Source organism: Marinobacter sp. ANT_B65 (genome assembly GCF_002407605.1).
Lineage (GTDB): Bacteria > Pseudomonadota > Gammaproteobacteria > Pseudomonadales > Oleiphilaceae > Marinobacter.
The window spans coordinates 1-17416 of record NZ_NXGV01000003.1 but is presented as its reverse complement, the minus strand read 5'-3'; the positions used below and the strand labels follow the sequence as shown (position 1 = coordinate 17416).

The following is a 17416-nucleotide window of genomic DNA, read 5'->3' as shown; positions in this document are numbered from 1 at the left end:
GGGGAGCCCTCCACCGTTCAGATTTTTCAGAGAAAGGGTTTTTCCAGTTTCGCGTGCTCCAGTAACAGCGCTGGTGGTGCAAAACGCTCGCCGTAGGTTCTGGCCAGTTCGTTGGCTCGGTCGGTAAAGGCTCTCACGCCATATTGATTGATAAACTGTATGGCCCCGCCGGTCCAGGGTGCATATCCGATACCGAAGATGCTGCCGATGTTGGCATCTTCCACGGTGCGTAACACCCCTTCTTCCAGGCAGCGCAGGGTTTCAATGGCCTGAATGAACAAGATGCGGTCTTTGAGGTCCTGCAGCTCCACCTGTTGGGCTTTGTTGCTATCCACGTAAAGCGTTTCAAGCTCTGGCCACAGATACTTCCTGCCCCTGGCCGGATACTCATAGAAGCCCGCGCCGGCAGCCTTGCCTTTGCGCCCGTGCTCCTGAACCATCTGGTCGATGATGGTTTCAGCCGGGTGCGCATTCCATGTGCCACCTGCGGCTTCGGTGTCTTTCTTGCTCTGGGTGCGAACATGCTGCATGAGTGTCATGCTGACTTCATCGGTAATCGCCAGCGGCCCGACCGGCATGCCTGCCAGCAAGCCAGCGTTTTCGATGCTGGAGGGGTGAATGCCTTCGCCCAGCATGCAGATACCCTCATTGACAAAGGTGCCGAAAACGCGGGAAGTGAAGAAGCCGCGGCTATCGTTCACAACCACCGGAATTTTGCCAATCTGCTGAACATAATCGAAGGATCGTGCCAGAGTTTCGTCTGAGGTTTTTTCGCCCACAATGATTTCAACAAGCTGCATTTTGTCTACAGGTGAGAAAAAATGCAGACCAATGAAGTTTTCCGGTCTGGAGGAGGCTTTTGCCAGCTGGGTGATGGGGATGGTAGACGTATTGGAGGCAAAAATGCCGTTGCTGACCAGCTTCGGTTCGGCTTCTGCTGTGACTCTGGCTTTGAGGTCGCTGTCCTCAAAAACTGCTTCGATTACCAGGTCGCAACCCTCAAGGTCTGCGGCTGAGTCCGTGGCCCTGATACGGCCCAGTATTTCGGTTTTCTGCTCTTCGGTCATATGACCCTTGCTGACCTTTTTTGACAGCAGGCTTTCGGAGTAGCTTTTGCCTTTTTCAGCACTATCGAGTGAAATATCTTTAAGTACCACTTCGATACCACGAGTGGCTGTGGAGTAGGCAATACCTGCGCCCATCATTCCAGCGCCCAGCACACCCACCTTCTTGAAGTGTTCTTTCTTTATACCTTCAGGGCGACTGCCGCCAGCATTAATGTCATTGAGCTGGAACCAGAAGGTGCCGGTCATGTTCTTGGCAATCTGGCCAGTCACCAGTTCAGTAAAGTAGCGGGTTTCGATCAGGCTGCCGTTGTCGAAGTCAACCTGTGCGCCTTCAACTGCGGCAGACAAGATGCGCTCCGGGGCAGGGTAGCAACCCCTGGTTTTCTGTTTCAGCATGGCGGGGGCAATGGCCAGCTTTGGTGCCATGGCTGGATGGTGGGGGGCGCCACCGGGCAGTTTGAACCCTTTTTTGTCCCAGGGCTGCTGGCATTTCGGGTTTTCCTCGATAAATGCTCTGGCTCTGGCCATCATGTCTTCTGCAGATCCGGCCAGCTCATCAACAATACCTGCTTTGAGGGCCGCTGACGGGCGAACTTTTCTGCCTTCCATGAGGAACGGGAAAGCTGCTTCCAGTCCAATCAGTCGCGGCAGGCGCTGGGTACCGCCACCCCCGGGGAGCAGGCCAAGGGTTACTTCGGGAAGGCCCAGCTGAATATCATTGTCGTTGAGGACGATGCGATGGTGACACGCCAGGGCAATTTCAAAACCGCCACCCAATGCAGTCCCGTTGATCGCTGCGACCACGGGTTTGCCGCAAGTTTCCAGCGCGCGCATCCGGGCCTTCAGGCTGTTAACCATGCTTTCAAAGGCTTGCGCATCTTCGTGAGTGACTTTGTGAAGTTCTTTCAGGTCACCACCTGCAAAGAAGGTTTTTTTGGCAGAGGTAATAATAATGCCGCGAATATCTTCCAGATCGGCCTGTACTTTGCCGACGGTTTCATTGAGGCCTTCACGGAACACCTGGTTCATGGTGTTCGCGGACTGGCCCGGCATGTCGATGGTGAGGGTCAGAATCTGATCTGAACCCAATTCATAACGGATGGCACTCATAAACGGTTCTCCTTACAGAAAAAGTGTGGGGTTCAGACACGCTCAATGATGGTGGCGATTCCCATGCCACCGCCAACGCACAGAGTTGCCAGCCCGAAGCGCAGTTCACGACGCTCCAGTTCATCCAGCAGAGTGCCCAGGATCATTGCTCCTGTAGCGCCTAAGGGGTGGCCCATGGCGATGGCGCCGCCGTTTACATTCACTTTTTCGTCTGGAACTGAAAGTTCTTTCTGAAAACGCATTACCACGGAGGCAAAGGCTTCATTTACTTCAAACAGGTCGATCTGATCTACGGTCATTCCGGCCTTTCCCAATGCCTTGAGGGTTGCCGGAGCTGGTCCGGTAAGCATAATAGTGGGGTCTGTACTGGTTACTGCGGTGGCCACAATCCGGGCGCGGGGTTTGAGACCCATGGCATCGCCTTTTGCCCTGCTACCGATCAGAATTGCGGTAGCACCGTCGACCATGCCGGAGGAGTTGCCAGCGTGATGAACATGTGTGATTTTTTCAACGTAGTGATATTTTTCGCTGGCGACACTGTTAAATCCCATTTCTCCCATCATCTGGAAGGACGGCTTGAGCCCTGACAGGGACTCAACGGTGGTGTCGGCTCTCACATGCTCATCGTGGTCCAGGATGACTACGCCGTTCTGGTCTGTGACCGGAATGATTGATCGGGCAAAGAAACCTTGCTTCCATGCATTGGCTGCTTTCTGCTGTGATTTCACTGCGAATCTGTCGACATCTTCGCGGCTGAACCCTTCCATGGTAGCGATCAGATCCGCGCCAATCCCCTGAGGCATGAAGCCAGTATGCAGGTTGGTCTGGGGATCCATTGCCCAGGCACCGCCATCAGATCCCATAGGTATACGGGACATGGATTCTACGCCGCCGGCGACAACCATATCTTCCCACTCAGAGCGCACTTTCATGGCGGCAAGGTTTACCGCTTCTAATCCTGACGCGCAGAAACGGTTAAGGGTGACACCAGATACTTTTTCGTCCCAGTCTGCTGCGAGCGCAGCGGTTTTGGCAATGTCAGCTCCCTGATCACCAACGGCGGAAACGCAGCCAAGAACGATATCGTCTATCTGGGCTGTATCCAGATGGTTTCTCTGCTGTAGTGCTTTCAGTACAGTCGTCAGCAGGGTAATCGGCTTGACGCTGTGCAGGGAACCGTCTTTTTTACCGCGCCCTCTGGGAGTGCGGACCGCATCGAAGATATACGCCTCAGTGGTCATTGTTTTTCCTCTGATGATTGTTGCTTTGTGGTTTATTGACCAGAAGCATCACCATAGCCCGTGGATGGTATCGCAGGTAATGACGCGGCCTGCCAATCGGAGTGGCGAAATTGCTCAGAGACGATGACAGGTGGGGTTGTGAGTTCTATCTTTAGAAAGAGGCAGAGGCCTTTGGAGGGTCATCATGCACATTCAGGAGGCAAAAAATCATGTCTTTCACAGATTCTATCGATAACTTTTACGAACGTCTGGTGGTGGATGCCATTGATGCTACGAGAGAGCCTGGGGACAGCGCGGACTTCCTGACTGATGTCATGTGTGTCGCTCTGAACCGGTTACCACCCCGATATTACCGGCACACCATTGATATGATGTTTTATCTGGCGGATGAGGAACTCAGGGGTATGAAAGACAAATCCCTGGCCGCCGTTCAGGACGCCAGGGGGTTTGTCAGAGAGCATCAGCGAGAATAAAGTTCCTGGCGCTCAGTTTGTGATCAGGTTGTCCAGAGCGCTGTTCAGACGGCTGGCCAGAGCTGTGTCGGCGGGTTGATCTGCTGACCGGATGCACCAGCTGGCAACGAGAGCTTCAACGCTCTGGAGAGCATTGTCTGCTTTTTCGGCTGAACCCATTCCTTGCGCGAGGCGCTGAATCTGTATTTCCATACGTTTTTTCTGGTCTTCTGCCGGCGATGGCACGCCAGCCAGAATCTCTGCGCGAATGACCAGTTCGTGATCATTCAGTGTGCCTGCGCTTTCCGAAAGGGCAGTCCATTTTTCGGGGAAAGTGATTTTCGCTGGCGTTTTGCCTTGCGTGCGTGCGAGCACAAGCGCTTGCCATTCAGAAATGCTTGCTTTGAGTTTCTGTGTTGAAACAGCCTGGTTCAGTCTCTGTTTTTCTTTCTGGATTTGTTCTTTTATCCCCGGTGATACTTGAGCTGTATCCAGGGAGCGAAGTGCAGTAGTTGCGTGTTCCAGAGTCTGGGCGTCCTGGTCAGAGCTGACGTTCCTGATCTCTTCCACCACGGCTTCTGCTGCAATGTCCGCCTCTTTTGCAGCCAACTGCTGCTCTGAGCGTTCAGAGTCCCGACGGGCAAATATTTCATCACAGGCTTTGCGGAATGCCTGCCAGAGCTTGCGGTCTTCCCGGTGGCGGGTGATTCCGACTTCTTTCCAGTCTGATTGCAGTGCTTTGGCCTTGTTCATTGCTTCTTGCAGCGGCTGGTGTTCAGTCAGTGCCTGAGCCTGCTCTACGATAGCTTGCTTGAGAGCTTCGTTTTTCCGGTGTTCTTCATCTATGGGTGCTTCGAGCTTTTTGAGCAGATCATCAAACTGTTTCTGCACCTGCCGGTTGTCTCTGAACTCTATAGGCCATGCAGATTTCCATTCCTGGCGTGCAGTCTGCAAGATTCGGTCTACGGCTTTCCAGTCGATGGTGCTCCAATCCGCGTCGTTAACAAAATGCTCAAGCTCGGAACAGATTGCTTTGCGCTTTTCCAGGTTTGCCTGTTTAAGGCCTGACTTGGCTTTAAAATAAGTTTTGCAGGGTTCGTAGGCTTTATCAGATGCCTGCTTGAAGCGAGACCACATAGTGCGGTCTGAAGACCCACCCAGGTCCCGCCACTCCTGCTGCAGCTCTTTTATGCGTTCGGACTTTGCCTCCGGCTCGATGGGTTGTTCTGCGAGGTACTCCATCTGTTCACACAGAGCGATCTGTTTTGGTTCGGTCGCAAAGCCCTGCCAGTCAGTAAGCTCTCTCAGTTGGGCTGTAAGTAGTTGTATACGGGCCTGAAAACTCTTGCTGTGACGATGATCAAGAGCTTTCAGATACTGCTGTGCGGTTTTTAAATGTTGCTTCGACTCTTTCAGCTGTTTGGACTCAAGAGCGTCTTCCAGTTTATCTAAAACTGCTTTCAGGCTATCCGCTGTCGCTTGTTGCTGCTTCAGATCATCATTCGGTTTAACCTGGGGCTTGGCCTTGGGCTTTCCTGCGAGCTTACGCGCCGGCACCAGTAGATCCGGAATGGGGAAGCCTTGAGGCCAGTTGATCTCTTTCAGCAGGGCCAAAGCACGTTCCCGGTCATCAGGGCTGGCTTCTTCCTGTTCAGCAGCTGTAGAGAGCGCGAGCAGTGAATCTTTTTCCTGGCCGATATGACGAACTGACGCAATATAGCTGCGCAGTGTCATCATGGACGTTTCAAAGGCCTGTTGCTGCGCTTTCTCAATCCGGGTATCGCGGGTTGCTTCCAGCCAGCGGTTTTCCTGGGTTTTCTGAAGGGCATCCAGTGAGGCAAGCGATGCAAGTTCTTCAACCGGCTGGTGACGGAGATCGTCAAGGGTCTGGGTCAGAAGAGCCAGGGTTTCATCCCGTTGAAGTTTCTGCTCAAGCTGACGCTGTTCTTCAATCCGGGCTGCCTCCTGCTCGGCAATGCGCTCCCGGCAGCGATGAACCGATTGAAGGAACTCGCTGAGCTGGTCTGGCGAGGCGCTGGCCTCAACTGTTGCCCACTGGTTCAGAAGTGTATCCACGCGAGCACTATAGAGTTTGGTATCGTCCGTTTTTGCCAGATCACTGGCATTGCTGATCAGATTGGTAATAGTCTCTGATACGAGTTCTTGGCGGGCCTGCTCTTCCCGGATGACCAGCAGTTTCTGTCGCACCACCTGGTATACGCCCTTGTCACGGGTTTTTGCCTGTTTTTGAACCCGGTGAAGAAGTTCTGCTTCCTGAAGCATGCCGGCGGCCCTGAGCCGGATGTCTGCAGTTAAGCCCTCAACCGCCAGGCATGCGGCCACTTCCTGAGTCGGGGCGCCCTGTAGCGTCTGGAGCTGTTCCTCCCTTAACTCAGCACGTTTATCCTCAGCAGGAACAGCAACCTGTGGTTTCTGGGTTGTTGTCTTGCGGACTGGTGCTGTGGGTTTGCGGGATTTAAACAGTTTCTGGAGGAATGCAGCCATGACGATGTCCTTAGGGATTGAAACCAGTCTGCGGTGTCGGGCAAAGTAAGCCGGCACCGGCCATCGGCGCTCTTTGATGTGCAATCTGTTGACCTGGTTGTCGGGTCATCACAGTCTTCGGAGCGCCGGATACTGCCGTCGGGGATTCATGAATCAGCGCCGACGGTATTAAAACGGAGCTAGTCTAGCGTTTTGTGAGCGTTTGCGGGAAGAGTTGAATGGCAAAACAGGAAAATTGTGACGATCAGGAGTACAAGGCGCGCTCGGTTGCATTGAGGCTGCTTGCCCGCCGGGAGCACAGCCGACAGGAGCTGACGCTGAAATTACAGCAGCGCAGAATTGATAGTTCAGTTATTGCGATGGTCCTGAATGATTATGAGAAGGAGGGTTGGCTGGATGACAACCGGTTTGCGGATGTCTATTCACGCCAGCGTATTGATCTGGGTTACGGCCCTTTGAAAGTGCGGGCGGAGTTGCAGCAGCGTGGCATTCATCACACCCCGGACTGTTTTGATGAGCTCGCTGATGCAGACTGGATCCGGAATGCGCTTTTGCTGAGGGAGAAACGTTTTGGTCTGGCTGATCTGAGCGCAGACTGGGACGAAAAAGTACGCCAGGCCCGGTTTCTTACTCGCCGTGGTTTCACTGCAAACCAGGTGGAGCGGACGCTCGAGGTGCGCGAGCCTGGCATGTAAGTGTCAGAGGGTTGGCGGGATAACCCCAAGCTCGGGAGGAAGGCTGGCTCGCATGTCAGCTCCTTCTTCCGGTACTCCATCGGGAGTTCCCCCCTCCGGACCTGGTTCCAATCCGACAAACTGTGAGTCTCCGGGGGAAGCAACTTCCTCTACTGGCTTCATCATTCGAGCCAGCACATCATAGTAACGGCGAATATTCTGCACATAGAGAACAGGCTCATGGCCCCGGGCATAACCAAAACGGGTTTTTTTGTACCATTCTTTTTGTGCCAGTAGTGGCAGAAACTCTTTCACATCCATCCAGCGGTCAGGATTTTTACCGGCACTTTCGGTAAGCCTGCGGGCATCTTCCAGGTGCCCGAATCCCACGTTATAGGAGGCCAGAGCGAACCAGGTACGATCTGGCTCGGCGATACGCTCAGGGATCCTTTCGTGAACTATGCGGAAGTACTTGGCTCCCCCTTCAATGCTCTCGTCCGCGTCCAGGCGGTTATTGATACCGATGTAATCTGCTGTATTACGCGTCAGCATCATCAGTCCACGAACACCCGTTGGTGAGACGGCATTGGGGCGCCAGTGTGATTCCTGGTAGCCGATAGCTGCGAGCAGGCGCCAGTCCATATCGAACATGGAGGCGTGATCCCTGAACAGGGTCTCATAGTTGGGGAGCCGGTTTTCTACGTGATGCATGAAAGTACGGGCGCCCACATAGTTCAGGTGGTCCAGATGGCCGTAGAAGCGTTCGGAAAGCTGGGCGATAGTGCCGTCTTCCTGCATTTTTTCGAGAAATGCTTTTGCAGCACTGACCAGAGAGTCGTCCTGGCTTGCCGGGAACAGCCATGTCAGTTCTTTGGGCTCGCCAAGGGTGAACCCCTTTTTTACCTGAGGGAAAAATACGTGATTGAGCTTGAGTTCATTGGATGAGATGACCGCGTATGAGAGCTCCCCGGTTTCCACTCGAGCCAGAATGCCCGCGGCATCCAGACCATGATGAACCTGCCAGACGATATTGGGAGTTATCCCTGTCAGGGATTCCAGCTGGTATTCATGGTTGCTGTCTGAAACCAGATGCAGAGTCTGTCCTGCAAGATCTGCAAGGGTCTCGGGGCGATCTGCATCGCGGTTGTAGACAACCACTGACTGGGCTTCGATACCTGCAGGAAGCGTCTTGTACTGACTTTCAAACAGCGGCTGAGCAGAAAGTCCTGCAAGCCCTATGTGTGCGAAATTTTTTGAAAGCACGGAAAGTACTTCCGTGTTGTCTTCGGCGACCCTCAGCCTGAGTTCAACGCCCAGCTCCTCGGCGAAGAGTTTGGCCAGTTCGTAATCATAGCCGGTTGGCCCGTCGCGCCCCTCGTAATATATAGAGGGCGAAACCCGGGTAATAACGTGCAGTACACCCTCATTGCGGATTTCCTGCAGAGTGCTTGGTTGGCTGCACCCGGTGAGAGCCAGCAGAATCAACGCGAAGGCGATGATTGGTATGTATGTCTTCGCTGCGTGGTATGCAGTAAGAATTCTGGGCAAGTCCCTGATCTCCGTTACCGCTAAATCATCGGGATGCGCGAAAAGTAACTGGCTGCATCCGGTGTATTTCGGATGTGGCTTCCATGTCCACTTGCCAATGATCCCTGCTGCAGGAGGGGGGGTCAATAAAAGTTGATCAATAACTATGCAAAATAATGTCAATTGCGCGCAAGGAGAATAACGTTTCTGCGCTGTATCCCGGCAACGCTTTCAAGTATGATGTGCGCCTTCTCAGAATGCACCCGGACTTCCCCGTTTCGCGCGATACAGGTTGATATCATGCTTGAACTTCGCGGCGCACCCGCGCTTTCGCCATTCCGCTCTCATAAACTGTATGCCAAAATCCAGGCCATCGTGCCCGAGATTGAGCATGTTTATGCCGAATTCATGCACTTTGTGGATCTGGAGGGCTCTCTTTCTGAATCCGAGCAGGCCATTCTTGACCGACTTCTGACATACGGGCCCAGCGTGCCGGGTGAGGAGCCTGACGGAGTGCTGTTTCTCGTCGTGCCACGGCCGGGAACTCTGTCGCCCTGGTCAAGCAAGGCTACCGATATTGCCCGCAATTGCGGTTTGCGCCAGATTCAGCGTATAGAGCGTGGTACAGCGTTTTATATCAGGGCTGGCAAGAAGCTTGGTCTGGATCAGCGCGAGAAGGTTGCCGAGCTGTTGCACGATCGTATGACTCAGAAAGTCTTCCACGAAATGGGTGGTGCTCAGCTACTGTTCAGCCATGAAGAACCGCGTCCACTGGAGCGGGTTCCTGTTCTGGCCGGCGGCCGGAAAGCGCTGGTAGCAGCGAACAGGCGCCTGGGCCTTGCGCTGGCGGATGACGAGATTGATTACCTCGTAGAATCGTTTATTGACCTTGAGCGAGACCCCACAGACGTTGAGCTGATGATGTTTGCCCAGGCAAACTCCGAGCACTGTCGCCACAAGATATTCAATGCCTCCTGGGACATTGATGGCGAAGGGCAGGAAAAATCCCTGTTTGCCATGATCCGAAATACCTTCGAGATGAACAGCGAAGGCGTGTTGTCTGCGTACAAGGATAACGCATCGGTCATTCAGGGCAGCCGTGCTGGCCGGTTCTTCCCGGATCCGGAAACCGGCGTTTACGGCTATAATCAGGAAGATATCCATATTCTCATGAAGGTGGAAACTCACAACCACCCGACTGCAATCGCACCCGCTGCGGGTGCTGCAACGGGTTCTGGTGGTGAGATCCGTGATGAGGGGGCTACAGGTCGCGGCTCCAAGCCGAAAGCCGGCCTTTCCGGTTTTACGGTCTCTAATCTTAATCTGCCCGAAGACCCGCAACCCTGGGAAATCAATTACGGCAAGCCCGACCGGATCGCTTCTGCGCTGGATATAATGATTGAAGGGCCTATTGGCGGAGCTGCCTTCAATAACGAATTTGGTCGTCCCAACATAGCCGGTTACTTCCGGACTTTTGAAGAAAAAGTTGCCGGACCGGCTGGTGACGAAGTCCGTGGTTACCACAAGCCCATCATGATTGCCGGTGGCCTTGGTAATATCCGTGCAGAACATGTGGAAAAAGGCGAGATACCGGTAGGTGCCAAACTCATCGTATTGGGTGGTCCTTCCATGCTTATCGGCCTTGGAGGTAGTGCTGCTTCGTCCATGGATTCCGGTTCCAGCAACGAGAATCTCGATTTTGCCTCCGTGCAGCGGGATAACCCGGAAATGGAACGCCGGTGCCAGGAAGTGATTGACCGCTGCTGGCAGATGGGCGAGGAAAATCCCATGTGCTTCATCCACGATGTCGGCGCTGGTGGTCTTTCCAACGCCATGCCGGAGCTGGTGAAGGATGGTGGTCGTGGTGGCAAGTTCCAGTTGCGGGATGTCCCCAGCGATGAGCCTGGAATGTCGCCGCTGGAAATCTGGTGCAATGAGTCCCAGGAGCGCTATGTTATAGCTGTAGCCCCGGAAAACCTGGATGTTTTTGATGCTTTGTGTCGCCGGGAACGTTGCCCCTATGCCGTGATCGGTGATGCGACAGAAGCTCATCATCTTGAATTGAGCGACTCCTATTTTGGTGACAAGCCCGTTGATCTGCCGATGGATGTTCTGTTTGGCAAGCCACCGCGTATGCACCGGAGTGTCACCCGGGCGTCTTTTACCAAGCCGGTATTTGATTCCACCCAGATCGATCTGAATGATGCGATCCGCAGAGTGTTGCGGCTTCCTTCTGTAGGTTCCAAGAACTTCCTCATAACTATTGGTGATCGCACGATTACCGGGCTGGTTGCCCGTGACCAGATGGTCGGTCCATGGCAGGTTCCTGTCAGTGATGTTGCGGTAACTGCAAGTTCCTTCGATGTACTGGCTGGTGAAGCCATGGCTATGGGTGAGCGCACGCCGATTGCAACTGTCGATGCTCCTGCATCTGGCCGGATGGCGGTGGGTGAGGCGATTACCAACCTGGCAGCAGCGGCCATTGGCAAACTCTCCGATATTCGTCTGTCAGCGAACTGGATGTCTGCTGCAGGCCATCCGGGCGAGGACGAAAACCTTTACGAAACTGTGCGTGCTGTTGGTATGGAGCTTTGCCCCGAACTCGGGATTACTATTCCCGTAGGCAAGGATTCCATGTCGATGAAGACCATGTGGGACGAGGATAATGGCGAGCAGAAGAGCGTTACTGCGCCGCTGTCCTTGATTATCAGTGGTTTTGCTCCGGTGACCGATGTTTCGCGGACCCTGACACCGCAGCTGGTAACGGATGCAGGTGTAACGGATATGATTCTTGTCGATCTGGCCGCAGGGCAGAATCGCCTGGGCGGGTCAGCTCTGGCTCAGGTCTATCGTCAGGTTGGTGCTGTAGCCCCGGATCTTGATGACCCAGAAGATCTCAAAGCATTTTTTGCCGTTATCCAGGGTTTGAATTCCGACAACAAGCTTCTTGCTTACCATGACCGCTCGGATGGCGGTCTGTTTGTGACGCTTGTGGAGATGTGCTTCGCTGGCCGCACCGGTATCGACATCAAGCTGGACGGACTGGCTGATGAAAGCAGCCAGTTTGCCCGGGAGCTCTTCAACGAGGAGCTGGGTGCGGTTATTCAGGTACGAAGGGAAGATACGGATTTTGTTCTGCAGCAGTTTTCAGCTGCCGGCCTGGGTGACCACATCAGCGTTATTGGAACACTGAATGATCAGGATCGGGTACGTCTGACCTTTGAAGGCGCAATGGTAGTTGATGACTCGCGAACCGAGTTGCAGCGCCTGTGGTCCGAAACCAGCTATCGTATCCAGTCTCTCAGGGACAATGCTGACTGTGCTCTTGAAGAGTTTGATAACCTGCTGGACGCTGATGACCCGGGACTTCACGTAAAGCTTTCTTATGATGTAAATGAAGACATTGCAGCGCCATACATTAATACAGGTGCGCGTCCCAAAGTTGCTGTTTTGCGTGAGCAAGGTGTTAACGGCCAGGTTGAGATGGCTGCGGCATTTGACCGGGCGGGTTTTCAGTCTGTCGACGTGCACATGAGCGACCTGCTTTCTGGCCGTGAGAATCTGGAGACGTTTGACAGTCTTGTTGCCTGTGGCGGTTTCTCTTACGGAGATGTTCTGGGCGCCGGTGAAGGCTGGGCGAAGTCCATTTTGTTCAACGACCGCGTACGTGATCAGTTTGCAGCGTTCTTTAACCGTCAGGACACTCTCGCGTTAGGTGTGTGCAACGGCTGTCAGATGCTATCCAATCTGCACGAACTGATTCCTGGCAGTGAAGGCTGGCCACGCTTTGTCCGGAACCAGTCAGAGCAGTTTGAAGCACGGTTGGCAATGGTTGAAGTGATGCCGTCGCCGTCGGCGTTCCTCGAAGGTATGGCAGGTTCGCGTATGCCTATTGCTGTCGCCCATGGAGAAGGAAGGGTAGAGTTTTCCGGGAGTGCGTCCGCTGGGGATCTGGCGGAAAACGAACAGATAGCACTTCGCTTCGTGGATAACCGGGGTAAGGCAACCGTTCGTTATCCATACAACCCTAACGGGTCGCAGGATGGCATTGCGGGGGCGACCACCCGTGATGGCCGTATCACAATCATGATGCCGCATCCTGAGCGGGTATTCCGGGCTGTTCAGCATTCCTGGCGCCCGAAAGACTGGCAGGAAGATGGCTCCTGGATTCGCATGTTCAGGAATGCAAGGCGCTGGTTCGGCTGATCAAACCCTGACCGGGAAAGCCGACTTTGGACAGGCCTGATAAGGTGCCTTTCCATGGTCGGTTTTTTATGTCTGAAATCCGGGTGTTTTAGAAATTTTCAAGTAAAAAGAATCGTCATATTGCAGAAAAACCGCTTGACTCAATATATTTATGCACATTTCAGAAGGTTCTTTGTGTGTTCTGTGAGCAATGTGCATGATATCGGTTCATTTTTTAATCTTTTTCTTTAACGTGCTGAAATATATAGGAAAAACATATTGGGTGAATTTGTCGCCAATTTAACATGAGGGCAGTAAATACGCGGTTTATAGAGGGGTTCCCTAAAACTTTCCCCAGAGTTATCCACAGATTCTGTGGGTAAGTGGCTAAGCTATTAATCTGTACAAAAAATATCCTGTAGGGAGGAGGGGTTCATGTACAAAATATGCTATTTCGTTCCCGAAACGCATCTGGAAATAACCAAGCAAGCTTTATTCGATGTTGGTGCCGGATGTATTGGCAACTATGATTCTTGTGCCTGGCAGTGTCGTGGCCTTGGACAGTTCCGGCCTCTGGACGGGAGTCGTCCGTTTCTGGGGAAAAGTGGTTCGCTTGAAGTTTTGGAGGAATTCAGAGTTGAGCTTGTTTGCAGGGATGATCTGATCAGGCCGGCAGTTTGTGCTCTCAGGCAGGCCCACCCGTATGAGGAGCCTGCCTACGAGGTTTATCGGATGGAAGTGTTATAAGTCGTCCTTGTTTCGGGTCGCGGCCATAGGGTGCCGGATATCACTCACGTGAACGCCGAAGTGGTCTTTTTTCATATCGTCGAGAAACAGTTCGAGTGTTTTGCGCACTGTAGGGAAAGATATGTCCTCCCACGGAATGTCGTCCGGAGCAAAAAGGCGGCTTTCAAGGGATTCTTCACCGGCGCCAAACTGCCCGTTTTTAAGGGTTGCCCGGTAGAACATGTGTACCTGGTTTATGTGGGGAACATCGATAATGGAGTAGAGCCCTTCAATATTAATTTCGGCGAGAGCTTCCTCCAGTGTTTCACGCTCCGCCGCTTCAACTGTGGTTTCGGCATTTTCCATATACCCTGCGGGCAGAGTCCAGTAGCCATAACGTGGTTCAATTGCGCGGCGGCAAAGCAGAATCTGGCCCTCCCATACCGGCACAGTGCCAGCGACGATGCGCGGGTTCTGGTAGTGAATCGTGCTGCAGTTAACGCACACATAGCGGTGACGGTTGTCGCCTTCGGGGATACGTTGTTTAACCGGATAGCCGCATGAGCTGCAGTACTTCATGTTTTTCCCCGTATACTTGAATTAATAGAGCGTTCAGTTTAATGATCCTGGCTGTCGCTGTCTCATTCAACACCGGATTTGTTCAGGAGTCCCGAATTGCGTGATTTACTTGTTCGGCGTTTAAGAGGTTATGCACCGAAAACGCTTGATCTGAATTACCCGGAGGCGGGCATTCTCGTGCCGGTTACGGACGACCCAGGCAATCCGGAAATGATATTTACATTGCGCTCGGAAAATCTGAGTACGCATAGTGGGCAGGTTGCTTACCCGGGAGGAAAGCGTGATCCCGGGGATTTGTCGCTGGCCGCGACAGCCTTGCGTGAAACCCACGAGGAAATTGGCTTGCCCCCCGATCAGGTGGAGATTATTTCGCCACTGGGTCAAGTGATGTCACGTCACGGAATTCTTGTAACCCCCTACGTTGGTGTCGTACCAGAGGAGCATCCGCTGGCGCCGAACCCCGCTGAGATCGACAGTGTATTTCGTGTTCCGCTTTCATTTTTCCTCGAAGACCGGCGTGAGCGCACAGATGTGCTTCCTTTTCAGAACCAGACAATTCATGTTCCTTGCTACCGTTGGGAGCGTTATCAGATCTGGGGGCTGTCGGCTGTGGTTCTGGTCGATTTTTTAAATGCTGTGTACGATGCCGATATAGATTTGCTGAAACCCCGACCATAGTAAGGAAAATTCATGCTTTATGAACTTGATGGTTGTGCCCCGGAATTAATTGGCGATAACCAGTTTATTGCTGACAACGCCACCGTGATAGGCAACGTTGCTCTTCATGAAAAAAGCAGTGTCTGGTTCAATGTTGTGATTCGCGGGGATAATGAACTTATCTCAATAGGCCCGGAAACAAACGTGCAGGACGGCTCTGTTCTGCATACCGACCCGGCTATGCCATTGACCTTGGGTAAGGGGGTCACTGTTGGTCATAAGGCCATGCTGCATGGGTGTGAAGTCGGTGATTATTCGTTGATCGGTATTAATGCCGTTGTATTAAATGGCGCCAAAATCGGAAAGCACTGCCTTATTGGTGCGAATACCCTCATTCCGGAAGGAATGGTTGTTCCTGATGGTAGTCTGGTAGTGGGAGCACCGGGAAAAGTGAAGCGGGAGCTTACAGAGCAGCAACGGAAAATGCTTGAGTTGAGCGCAGCGCATTACGTGCAGAATGCAAGTCGCTATGTAACAGGCCTGAGACCGGTAAAACTCTGAGGCAGATTCGTTATGGCTACTGACGATAAAGTTCGTTCGCCCTGCGTGAGTATATGTGCTCTGGATGAACGTGATGTGTGTATAGGATGCCAGCGCACCGGCGATGAGATTTTACATTGGACCACAATGACCGACTGTGAGCGCAAAGCGGTGCTGGTAAAAGTTGCAGAGCGGGAACGTGAGATCGCACTTTGATCGGACGTGATGGTCTCTGATGAGGGCCTGCCCCTACTGGAGGATACGATGTTGGATAATATTGCGAAGGTGACGCTGGGTACGCCGCTGAAAGAAAACGCCTTTAAGGTACTTCTGTGTGGTTCGGGTGAACTTGGAAAAGAGGTTGCTATCGAGTTGCAGCGGTTTGGCGTTGAGGTGATTGCTGCTGATCGCTACCCCAATGCTCCAGCCATGCAGGTTGCCCATCGTAGTCATGTGATAGACATGCTGGATGCAGAAGCTCTGCGTAACATTGTGGAGCAGGAAAAGCCCGACCTTATTGTCCCTGAAATTGAAGCCATTGCGACTGCGGAGTTGGTCAGGCTTGAGCAGGAAGGGTACAGGGTTATTCCTTCTGCCAGGGCAGTTAATCTTACGATGAACCGGGAGGGGATCCGGCGATTGGCAGCAGAGGAGCTTGGACTGAGTACGTCACCTTACCGGTTTGTAGACACGAAAGAATTGTTTGTCGATGCCATCAATACCATTGGATTGCCTGTTGTTGTAAAGCCGGTGATGAGCTCTTCCGGTAAGGGGCAGAGTACTGTTACTGATAAAAGTCAGATTGATGCTGCCTGGGATTATGCCCAGACAGGTGGCCGCGCCGGCAAGGGACGGGTGATCGTTGAAGGCTTTGTGGCATTTGATTATGAAATAACCCTGCTGACCGTAAGGCACTCTGGTGGAGTTAGTTTTTGTGAACCCATTGGTCATCGACAGGAAGATGGAGATTACCGCGAATCCTGGCAGCCACAGCCAATGAGTGCTAAAGCGCTGCAGAAGTCTCGTGAAGTCGCATCGAAGATTACTGAAAATCTTGGCGGCTATGGGGTGTATGGAGTAGAGCTGTTTATCCATGGTGATGAGGTTTACTTCTCTGAAGTGTCCCCGAGGCCTCATGATACCGGTCTGGTGACCCTCGTTTCCCAGGATCTGTCCGAGTTCGCCCTGCATGCGCGGGCAATACTTGGCCTGCCTGTCCCGGGAATCCGACAACTGGGTCCGTCAGCTTCAGCAGTAATCCTGCCTGAGGGTGATTCCAGAGATGTAGCATTTTCCGGTCTGGAGGTGGCGCTTTCGGAACAGGATGTACAGTTAAGGCTATTTGGTAAGCCTGAACTCTCGGGCCGGCGCAGGATGGGTGTTGCTCTGGCCAAGGGAGTAACCATTGAAGAAGCCAAAACCAAAGCTGTGGCAGCGGCCAGGTCGGTTGATGTTCACTTGTAGTTGAGTGGTTTGAGGACCGAATGGGGGAGAGGTGTTATGGGGGAGCGCGCTTGCACTTGAGCGGTTGACTGAAACAATTTGGAAATAGTTTCGTAACCCCGTTGACACCTGCGCCCAGCTCTGTAGAATGCGCATCTCGCTTGAGGGACACGCCGGAACAGCGGAGTGTTTTGAGAGAGTTAACCGTTTGAAAATGTTGAAGAAAAAGCTTTCAGAATTCTTCGAGATAACGGTTGACAGGGTCGGGATTCGATGTAGAATACGCCCCTCGGAATCAAGTATGAATCAGCCGGTAAGTATCGGTGGTTTTGGAAGGAAAGCTTCTGAAACGGCTCGAAAAAAACGGTTGACAAGGCGGCGAGAGAAAGTAGAATACGCCTCCTTGATTGAGCAACGGCTCAAACGCTCTTTAACAAATTGACCAAGTAATTCGTGTGGGCGCTGGCTGGAGTATTTCGACAAGAAATACCAAGGCAAGCGACTCGTCGAAAATTGAGTTTTGTCTTGAGCAAGAATTAAGAATCTTCGGATTCTTGTATGATTTAAACTGAAGAGTTTGATCATGGCTCAGATTGAACGCTGGCGGCAGGCTTAACACATGCAAGTCGAGCGGAAACGATGGTAGCTTGCTACCAGGCGTCGAGCGGCGGACGGGTGAGTAATGCTTAGGAATCTGCCCAGTAGTGGGG

Annotated in this window: 13 protein-coding genes and 1 rRNA gene; 9 read left to right on the top strand and 5 right to left on the bottom strand. The window is 52.9% G+C overall.

Annotated elements, in window-relative coordinates:
• Positions 1 to 26: 26 nt before the first annotated feature.
• Both CPA50_RS13165 and CPA50_RS13160 read right to left on the bottom strand, forming a co-directional pair.
• Positions 27 to 2177 carry a 3-hydroxyacyl-CoA dehydrogenase NAD-binding domain-containing protein gene (locus CPA50_RS13165; RefSeq protein WP_096783007.1) on the bottom strand — a complete coding sequence of 717 codons (2151 nt, stop codon included), beginning with the start codon at positions 2175 to 2177 and terminating at the stop codon, positions 27 to 29.
• Positions 2178 to 2209: 32 nt separating this feature from the next.
• A complete protein-coding gene (locus CPA50_RS13160) occupies positions 2210 to 3418 on the bottom strand; it encodes an acetyl-CoA C-acetyltransferase (RefSeq protein ID WP_096783006.1) in 1209 nt (402 codons plus the stop codon).
• A 209-nt stretch (positions 3419 to 3627) separates the two neighbouring features.
• Here CPA50_RS13160 and CPA50_RS13155 point away from each other — a divergent pair, with 209 nt between their 5' ends.
• Positions 3628 to 3891, top strand: a complete 264-nt coding sequence (locus CPA50_RS13155; RefSeq protein ID WP_096783005.1) for a late competence development ComFB family protein — start codon at positions 3628 to 3630, stop codon at positions 3889 to 3891.
• Between the two features lie 12 nt (positions 3892 to 3903).
• Here the strand turns inward: CPA50_RS13155 and CPA50_RS13150 are convergent, their stop codons facing one another.
• Positions 3904 to 6375, bottom strand: a complete 2472-nt coding sequence (locus tag CPA50_RS13150; RefSeq protein ID WP_096783004.1) for a DUF349 domain-containing protein — start codon at positions 6373 to 6375, stop codon at positions 3904 to 3906.
• Positions 6376 to 6593: 218 nt separating this feature from the next.
• Here CPA50_RS13150 and CPA50_RS13145 point away from each other — a divergent pair, with 218 nt between their 5' ends.
• Positions 6594 to 7070: a regulatory protein RecX gene (locus CPA50_RS13145; RefSeq protein WP_096783003.1), complete on the top strand. Its 477-nt coding sequence runs from the start codon at positions 6594 to 6596 to the stop codon at positions 7068 to 7070.
• A 3-nt stretch (positions 7071 to 7073) separates the two neighbouring features.
• Here CPA50_RS13145 and mltF read toward each other — a convergent pair whose 3' ends face one another.
• Positions 7074 to 8597: a membrane-bound lytic murein transglycosylase MltF gene (gene mltF / locus CPA50_RS13140; protein WP_227519654.1), complete on the bottom strand. Its 1524-nt coding sequence runs from the start codon at positions 8595 to 8597 to the stop codon at positions 7074 to 7076.
• A 279-nt stretch (positions 8598 to 8876) separates the two neighbouring features.
• On the opposite strand from mltF, the gene purL reads away from it, so the two are divergent.
• Together purL and CPA50_RS13130 are read left to right on the top strand one after the other, a co-directional pair.
• On the top strand, positions 8877 to 12782 hold the full coding sequence (purL, locus tag CPA50_RS13135; protein WP_096783002.1) for a phosphoribosylformylglycinamidine synthase: 3906 nt from the start codon (positions 8877 to 8879) through the stop codon (positions 12780 to 12782).
• A 414-nt stretch (positions 12783 to 13196) separates the two neighbouring features.
• Positions 13197 to 13508, top strand: coding sequence for an NGG1p interacting factor NIF3 (locus CPA50_RS13130; RefSeq protein WP_096783001.1), 312 nt, complete (start codon positions 13197 to 13199; stop codon positions 13506 to 13508).
• Here CPA50_RS13130 and CPA50_RS13125 read toward each other — a convergent pair.
• Positions 13503 to 14066, bottom strand: coding sequence for an NUDIX hydrolase (locus CPA50_RS13125; protein WP_096783000.1), 564 nt, complete (start codon positions 14064 to 14066; stop codon positions 13503 to 13505). The genes CPA50_RS13130 and CPA50_RS13125 overlap by 6 nt on opposite strands.
• Before the next feature lie 96 nt (positions 14067 to 14162).
• Between CPA50_RS13125 and CPA50_RS13120 the strand changes: the two genes are divergently transcribed.
• From CPA50_RS13120 to CPA50_RS13100, 5 genes are all read left to right on the top strand, one after another.
• Positions 14163 to 14744, top strand: coding sequence for an NUDIX hydrolase (locus CPA50_RS13120; RefSeq protein WP_096782999.1), 582 nt, complete (start codon positions 14163 to 14165; stop codon positions 14742 to 14744).
• Positions 14745 to 14756: 12 nt separating this feature from the next.
• Positions 14757 to 15284 (top strand): gamma carbonic anhydrase family protein, encoded by a 528-nt coding sequence (locus CPA50_RS13115; protein WP_096782998.1) that lies wholly within the window; start codon positions 14757 to 14759, stop codon positions 15282 to 15284.
• A gap of 12 nt (positions 15285 to 15296) precedes the next feature.
• The gene (locus CPA50_RS13110) at positions 15297 to 15479 is read left to right on the top strand and encodes a DUF1289 domain-containing protein (protein ID WP_096782997.1); all 183 of its coding nucleotides are present in this window, start codon (positions 15297 to 15299) and stop codon (positions 15477 to 15479) included.
• Positions 15480 to 15527: 48 nt separating this feature from the next.
• Positions 15528 to 16727, top strand: coding sequence for a formate-dependent phosphoribosylglycinamide formyltransferase (gene purT / locus CPA50_RS13105; RefSeq protein ID WP_096782996.1), 1200 nt, complete (start codon positions 15528 to 15530; stop codon positions 16725 to 16727).
• A 544-nt stretch (positions 16728 to 17271) separates the two neighbouring features.
• A 16S ribosomal RNA gene (locus tag CPA50_RS13100) occupies positions 17272 to 17416 on the top strand; the annotation flags it as partial.

What these genes read in the sequence shown, in the direction of transcription:
- CPA50_RS13165 (WP_096783007.1), bottom strand. Translation starts at nt 2,177, where the DNA reads ATGAGTGCCATCCGTTATGAATTGGGTTCAGATCAGATTCTGACCCTC.
- CPA50_RS13160 (WP_096783006.1), bottom strand. Translation starts at nt 3,418, where the DNA reads ATGACCACTGAGGCGTATATCTTCGATGCGGTCCGCACTCCCAGAGGG.
- CPA50_RS13155 (WP_096783005.1), top strand. Translation starts at nt 3,628, where the DNA reads ATGTCTTTCACAGATTCTATCGATAACTTTTACGAACGTCTGGTGGTG.
- CPA50_RS13150 (WP_096783004.1), bottom strand. Translation starts at nt 6,375, where the DNA reads ATGGCTGCATTCCTCCAGAAACTGTTTAAATCCCGCAAACCCACAGCA.
- CPA50_RS13145 (WP_096783003.1), top strand. Translation starts at nt 6,594, where the DNA reads ATGGCAAAACAGGAAAATTGTGACGATCAGGAGTACAAGGCGCGCTCG.
- purL (WP_096783002.1), top strand. Translation starts at nt 8,877, where the DNA reads ATGCTTGAACTTCGCGGCGCACCCGCGCTTTCGCCATTCCGCTCTCAT.
- CPA50_RS13130 (WP_096783001.1), top strand. Translation starts at nt 13,197, where the DNA reads ATGTACAAAATATGCTATTTCGTTCCCGAAACGCATCTGGAAATAACC.
- CPA50_RS13125 (WP_096783000.1), bottom strand. Translation starts at nt 14,066, where the DNA reads ATGAAGTACTGCAGCTCATGCGGCTATCCGGTTAAACAACGTATCCCC.
- CPA50_RS13115 (WP_096782998.1), top strand. Translation starts at nt 14,757, where the DNA reads ATGCTTTATGAACTTGATGGTTGTGCCCCGGAATTAATTGGCGATAAC.
- CPA50_RS13110 (WP_096782997.1), top strand. Translation starts at nt 15,297, where the DNA reads ATGGCTACTGACGATAAAGTTCGTTCGCCCTGCGTGAGTATATGTGCT.
- purT (WP_096782996.1), top strand. Translation starts at nt 15,528, where the DNA reads ATGTTGGATAATATTGCGAAGGTGACGCTGGGTACGCCGCTGAAAGAA.